The organism is Anaerozeibacter quisquiliarum, assembly GCF_051162045.1.
Taxonomy (GTDB): domain Bacteria; phylum Bacillota; class Clostridia; order Christensenellales; family Aristaeellaceae; genus Anaerozeibacter; species Anaerozeibacter quisquiliarum.
Window position 1 is genome coordinate 1 of the sequence record NZ_JBISDI010000067.1, and the last position, 6,126, is coordinate 6,126.

Genomic DNA, 6,126 nt, shown 5'->3' on the forward strand with positions numbered 1-6,126 from the left:
TCTTTTTGTCTGGGGCGGATCTCCCTTTCGGGCATCAGGTGACATGGGCGGTAATTGGTGTAAATGTACGGGCGAAGTCCGACGTTGAGGGACAAAAAGCGGGTGGCGCTCTCTTTGAGCTTGATTTCCACCCATGAATCCGTAAGCTGTGACTCAGCCGCAAGGCACATCACACTTTACGGAGGAAATCGCAATGGAAATCCGCAAGCTCACGGCGAAACTGAGGGACGCGGTTCCGGTATGCCTGCAGGTGGAGGGCAAAGAGATCAAGCGGTACAAGAACATCGAGATCCCGGACGTGCTCAAAAGCTGGAGTATCACGTACCGCTAAGCGGCGCTATCACATTCAAGTTTTTTCGAGCCGGGCGTGCTGCCAGAGGAATTCCCGCAGCCACGGGAGCGGAGGACGCGGAAACCCATGGCCCTAGGAGAGGGGCGACAGGCGACGGTGTCAGCCGAGGTGGACGGGGAAGCGGAGCCTCAGGCAGCGCAGTCCGCCGTATCGTACTCTGCTAGAATGGTGGAGGCCCTGACTAAGGCGATGGAGGATGCGCAGGCGGCCGGCGAGCCGGTGGATGCACTGGCTGGTGATCACGGCGGAGCCGGAGAACACCGAGGTCGCCGTGCAGCCCAGTGCGACGCACCGGCAAGAAAGCTTACGGGCAAAGGCAAGGGCAGGAGGGGCGCGGCGACTACGGAAAGTACCGACGATTAAGCCACGACGACTGATTATCCCGGCCCAGCGCCGGGGTTTTTGTGTCTTGGGAGGCATACTGCTCTTTAGTATCCTGTGATGATCCATCGACATGCCTGTTTGCGTCAATAATAGAGATTTCGTCGCGAACACCAGGCGAAATTATGCTTTCACATCCACGTTCTGCCGAGCGGAAGTTTTAACAAGAAGGACGATCGCCAGGATCATCAGCGGGATCCCACCGACCAATCCGGTGATCGCTGGGCCGAGCAATGTGTTGGAGCCTGTCGTTGAGAGGAGTACCGGTAGCCCCGCGCCAGCGTTCACTGTGGAGTGGATCATCGCGGCCGGGATCACGCTGTCCAGCCGGATCGCGGCGTACCCCTCGACGATGCCCAGTGAGATGCAGAAAATGATCATCGCCAGAATCCCCAGCCAGGGATAGCCTGAGTACCCCGTGCCGTAGTTGTGCCCCATCACGATTATTGGGAAGTGCCAGAAGCCCCAGATCACGCCGGTGATGACCAGCGCCGCCCGGTCGGAGGTGAGTTCACGCAGCTTGGGCAGCAGGTATCCACGCCAGCCTAGTTCCTCGCCCAGCGTAGGGATGATGTTGACCACCGGACCCGCCGTGAGGATCAACGCGACCGTGAGCAGGAAGATGACCGGCGGCGTGAAGCCAGCAGGGGAAGCCGCCAGCGTCTTCCGGATCATGGTCATGGACGGGTCGAACGTGCCCGGGAAGACCAGGAAGTACAGCGCGCAGCTTGCGATGATCAAAAGCGTCGGGCCGAAGTACAGTACCAGATAGGCCTTCCCGTGCCCCCTGAAGTGTGGGCGCAGATACATTTTGCCAAAACCCTCATGGGTGGTGAGCCGCGTCAACAAGCTGGCAAGAGCCGGCGCGAACATCGCCGCGCCGACGATGAGCTGAGAGGTCATGCTGCCCCCGTAGATCATCCCGCTGAGGGGTACGATCATGAACACAGTCCAGGCGATCGCCATAGCCAGTATGGTGAAGATCAAAATCCGTTTTTTTACCTGCGACATTTCGCCGGTCATAGTTGTCTCTCCTTTATCAATCATCAGGTTTGCTCCGGGGCATTCGCAATAAGCCGGGCCTCGACGCCGCGGAAGGCCAGATCGTCCTTCAGCGGGGCAAACGCCGGGTTCCGGATCACCGCGTCCGTCATGCTGCGCCGGATCGTCCTTTCATCCCTCGGCATCCCCGTGCCCAGATCCAGTTCCTCTAGCCAGCCGTCGAGCCGGTCGAAGAAGCCGTCGCCTTTTAATCGTAGCGGGTAGATGTCTCCTGTGATGATGTCGGCGTAGTGGCGTAGCATATCCACCGCCCTGTCCGGCTTCCCCTGTAGCATGAACCCCTGGGCGGCTACAAGGTACAGGCCGACGAGCACGACGGGGTGCAGCCGCCTTATGTCGAACGCCTCCGATACGGCAAGCGCACGCCGGAGCGCTTCGTCGAAGCGCGGAGGGTCGCAGGCGCTGAGCGTTAGGTAAGACGGCAGGTAGTTGAACAGCAGCACGATGTTCTGGTAGATCCCGGCCTGCAGCACCGTCTTTGCTTCCTCCGGCTGCCCCTTAACCTGGAGCGCTGAGGCGATGAGCACTTCCGGCGCCATCGCGGGTGCGACAGTATCGCCGAGAAGGTCGATCACCGCGGTCGCATCGCCGGCTGCCAGCGCGCACAGCGCTTCCATGTTCACCGCCTGCTGCGCCAGATGGACTTCGCAGGACTCCTCGCGGACGCGGAGGAACAGTACCCTTGCCTCCGCAATCAGCGCCATCTGCGCATCCCTGTCCCCGGCCAACTCCGCGTGGTTCATCAACAATAGCCCAATCTGAAGCAGCAGCGGGAAGCAGGAATGGTACTTTTTGACCACCTGCCTGCAGCGTCCGAGCACGGTTTTGAATGGCTGGGCCGCGAAATCTGCCGACAGGGCCAGATACAGCTTGCGGATGTCCTCCTTCGGCATCTGCGGCTTGTAATCCATCAGGTCGTCGATGCTGATGTCAAAGTACGCCGCTAACAGTGGAAGGAACGTGACATCCGGATAACTCTGCCCGGTTTCCCACTTTGAGACTGACGCCTTGGACACGCCGATGTAGTTTGCCAGCTCATCCTGGGTAATGCCCTTTTCCCTGCGCTTTTTGATGAGCACGTTCGCGATGTTGATCTCCCGCATTCTTCTCACCCCCGGGTGTATTCTAGGCGTTTCCACGTCGAAACGCAATGGATCGGTGGTTTACTACTGTAGAAAAAATCAACCTACGCTTTACCACTGCCTTTGGTGACAAAATCAATTCGGCTTCGTGGGCGCGACACCAGTTAGTATTTTGAGCGAAAAATCCGAGTTCGCGTAGTTACAAACATGAGTGTCGCAACACAGTGAAATAAGAAAGCGTTTACCGATCATCAAGGGTTAATCTCTAGCAAAAATGAGTTGCCATACACTGCTGATAACAAGACTTTCTAGTAGCGCATTATGGTAAATCGCCAGCTTGCAATTTGACACCGGTGTCATGCAAAACCGGTAGGGGAGGGGCCGTTAGATTGGCCGTTTTCGTGCAACTATTTTGCATCGGATTCTGTCCGGGCATGTCTGGCTATGCCGATTTGAGGGCCTTTCCTTCCTGACTTAAGCGGACATTGGCAGACATAATCGGAACGTCCGTTCGATATCGGGACCAAAAGGCCGCAGGTTCAAATCCTGTCACCTCGACCAGAATAATCCGGATTTGTGAAAGCAAGTCCGGATTTTTAATATGACTTTTTGGTACTTTCGGACATGGACGGACATGCCCCCTTTCCGATACAATGGGTCAACAACGGATTATAGGCGATTGGTGTATCTTTTTGTCTGGGGCAGATCTCCCTTTCAGGCATCAGGAGACACGGACGGTAATGGGCGTAAATGTACGGGCGAAGTCCGACGTTGAGTGACATAAAAAGCGGGTGGCGCTCAAGGATTATCCCTGAGTCGCCACCCGTTTTCATAGGTTCTCATTAATCGTCATCGCGTCTCGCCTTGCTTCGGAATACCTTCTCCATGTTGACGGAGGCCTTTCTCAGCGTTTCCTCCTTCAGGTGCGTGTAGATATTCGCCGTGGTCTGGTAGTCCGTGTGGCCGACGATCTTCATTGCCACGAGCGGGTCAACACCACTTTCATAGAGAAGCGTCACATAGTTGTGCCGGAAGAAGTGCGGCGTGATGGACGGCTTGACCTGCTTCAAGATGTCGTCCGGTCTGCTCGTCCCTTCTTTGACCTCGCGCCACTCGACGCAGCCGCAGGCGACCATCAGCCGCGCCCAAGTTCTCTTGTACGTGCCCTGCGAGAAAGGTTCGCCCTTCTTCGCATGAAATAAGTAGGCATCATTTGTCTCTCGATTCGCCAGCAGAATCTCTTTCAATTCCGAAGGAACCGGGACGTACCTGTCCGCCGCATCGGTCTTTAGCTCACCTTCACAGGCCGTCGACCCGGTGAAGTCAATATCCCGCTGAATGTGCACCTGATCTTCCTTGAAGTCAAAGTCGCCCCATTTCAGCCCAAGCGCTTCACCGCGCCGAACCCCAAGGTAGTAAAGCACCGCCAGAAACATCCCTTCCGGATGGATCCGTATGACTTCAAGCACTCGAGCCGTTTCCTCTTTCGTCAGCGGGCGACGAGCATCCTTCTTCGACGCCTTCGGTCGGATGAGTGCAACCGTCGGGTCACGCTCGATCATGCCGTCTGCATAAGCGGACGAGAATATCTGTTTCAGCGTACCGATGATCATCGTAATCTGAGATTTGCTTGTGCCTGCAAAGCGGTTGACGAACTCCTGTATCTGCGCGGCCGAGATCGCTTTCATCTGCTGCAAGCCGAATTCCGGCAGAATGTGCTTCATGAAACAGGACTTGTAGGAAGAACGGCTTGCATCGGATATGAACGGTTCCTTTTTCAACGTGTACCATTGCTCTGCATATTCGCAAAACTGTTGATCTCTGGGAATCTCTCTTCCGAAGATGTAGTGCTCCCTGACAGCCGCCTTGACGTTTTCCAGTTCCCGCCGCGTCGGCGCGCTCACATATTTGTATATGGAGTTTCCGTTCTGATCAACGCCAATGGTGACTTTCCCCCGGTACTTGCCGGTCGGTGTTTTCTTGCCCATGGTTGACCTCCTTTACCTTCTGGGTGCCCATCTGCCGGTACGCGCTGCCGCGAGGAAATCGCCCTGGCTGATGCCGGTCCTGGGTCGGGTGTTGTTGGCTCTTGCCATGAAGTTCGACTTCTTCGGGTTTTCGATGTATTCGCAGATGGAACGCACATCGACGCGGCGATCTACCCGACGCAGACGACCTTCGTCCATCATCCGAGAAATGGTACGCGGCACTACGTTCAACAATTGCGCCGCGACCTTCTGTGTACAAACCTCACCGTACCTCTCCAGCATGTCATTCAGTCGATTCATCTCCATGTCAACAACCTCCTCATGTTTTTCACAAAAACGGATTGTCTCGGGCGTCAGCAGACATGATTGCTCTGTTGAGCGAGTTTATCAAGATAACTCTTTTTGTCCAACAATCCACGCAGTGACTCCCTTTACCTACTAACAGGAAGAACGCATATGTGGACATCGGTGGACGGCGTTTGTCCCAAAATGCAAAAAGCTGCGGCCCGGTGCTAAACCGAATCGCGGGCAATGATTTTTCGGTTGGATTTTTGGAACGTCATTTTCTCGGCGTATTTCCCAGAGATGTAGCACACCTCGCCATCGCGGACGACCGGGAACCAACCGTTCACGGCGTCACCGGCACTCGGAAGCAGATCGCCCAGATGGACGACAGCGCGGACGGCCCCTGATGTGGCCGGGTGTGTGCGCAGATAGACCGAACCGCCCGTGACCTTGATCTGTGGCTTGGTAGGTTCCTGACCGTCGGACGCTTCGGGTTCCTCACCGCTCTCGGGGAGCAACGCATTGATGGCCGCCACCGTCTTGGGGCCAACGATGCCATCCGCCACGAGGCTGTTCGCCGACTGAAAGGCGACGACCGCGCTTCTTGTTGCTTTGCCGAATTCACCGTCCGCGCCCCACTTCCCGCAGGAATAGCCCAAAGATATGAGCGCTTCCTGCAGCGCCTTCACATCAGCGCCGGTATCGCCGTAGGACAACTTTCGGTGCCCGAATTCTACCCCCTGATCGTCACGCTGGTTCACGTCCGAGTAGTCGAAATACTTGATCATCAGCCCCCATCGGTTCCAACCACGGGCGTTCAGCTTTGTGGCCACGACGCCGTACATGACGCCCCGCGCCTCAATGACCCACCAGTCGCCCTCGGGCTTCCCGCTCGTCACGGGCTTCCAGAGGAAACCCACGTGGCTCACATACGAGCCGTTGTGAATGAACACCGCAGCGCCCGGCATGCGGTGGA

General features: G+C 56.7%; 6 protein-coding genes. 1 reads left to right on the forward strand and 5 read right to left on the reverse strand.

The annotated features are described in order from the left end of the window. Positions 1–193 precede the first annotated feature (193 nt). Positions 194–331: a hypothetical protein gene (locus ACH6CV_RS17790; protein ID WP_456359563.1), complete on the forward strand. Its 138-nt coding sequence runs from the start codon at positions 194–196 to the stop codon at positions 329–331. A gap of 525 nt (positions 332–856) precedes the next feature. Here ACH6CV_RS17790 and ACH6CV_RS17795 read toward each other — a convergent pair. The 5 genes from ACH6CV_RS17795 to ACH6CV_RS17815 all read right to left on the reverse strand — a co-directional run. Continuing rightward, complete coding sequence (locus ACH6CV_RS17795; protein ID WP_456359564.1) at positions 857–1,756, reverse strand: CPBP family intramembrane glutamic endopeptidase; 900 nt, start codon at positions 1,754–1,756, stop codon at positions 857–859. A gap of 23 nt (positions 1,757–1,779) precedes the next feature. Next, positions 1,780–2,898: a helix-turn-helix domain-containing protein gene (locus ACH6CV_RS17800; protein ID WP_456359565.1), complete on the reverse strand. Its 1,119-nt coding sequence runs from the start codon at positions 2,896–2,898 to the stop codon at positions 1,780–1,782. Positions 2,899–3,719: 821 nt separating this feature from the next. Further along, complete coding sequence (locus ACH6CV_RS17805; RefSeq protein WP_456359566.1) at positions 3,720–4,865, reverse strand: tyrosine-type recombinase/integrase; 1,146 nt, start codon at positions 4,863–4,865, stop codon at positions 3,720–3,722. A gap of 12 nt (positions 4,866–4,877) precedes the next feature. Further along, entirely contained in the window at positions 4,878–5,171 is a 294-nt protein-coding gene (locus ACH6CV_RS17810; RefSeq protein ID WP_456359567.1) for a hypothetical protein, read from the reverse strand. 206 nt (positions 5,172–5,377) lie between these two features. Beyond that, a partial coding sequence (locus tag ACH6CV_RS17815) for a peptidoglycan-binding domain-containing protein (protein ID WP_456359568.1) occupies positions 5,378–6,126 on the reverse strand: 749 nt, incomplete at its 5' end.

Bases quoted from the DNA above. Each gene is read 5' to 3' on its own strand.
- ACH6CV_RS17790 (WP_456359563.1), top strand. From the start codon at position 194: ATGGAAATCCGCAAGCTCACGGCGAAACTGAGGGACGCGGTTCCGGTA.
- ACH6CV_RS17795 (WP_456359564.1), bottom strand. From the start codon at position 1,756: ATGACCGGCGAAATGTCGCAGGTAAAAAAACGGATTTTGATCTTCACC.
- ACH6CV_RS17800 (WP_456359565.1), bottom strand. From the start codon at position 2,898: ATGCGGGAGATCAACATCGCGAACGTGCTCATCAAAAAGCGCAGGGAA.
- ACH6CV_RS17805 (WP_456359566.1), bottom strand. From the start codon at position 4,865: ATGGGCAAGAAAACACCGACCGGCAAGTACCGGGGGAAAGTCACCATT.
- ACH6CV_RS17810 (WP_456359567.1), bottom strand. From the start codon at position 5,171: ATGGAGATGAATCGACTGAATGACATGCTGGAGAGGTACGGTGAGGTT.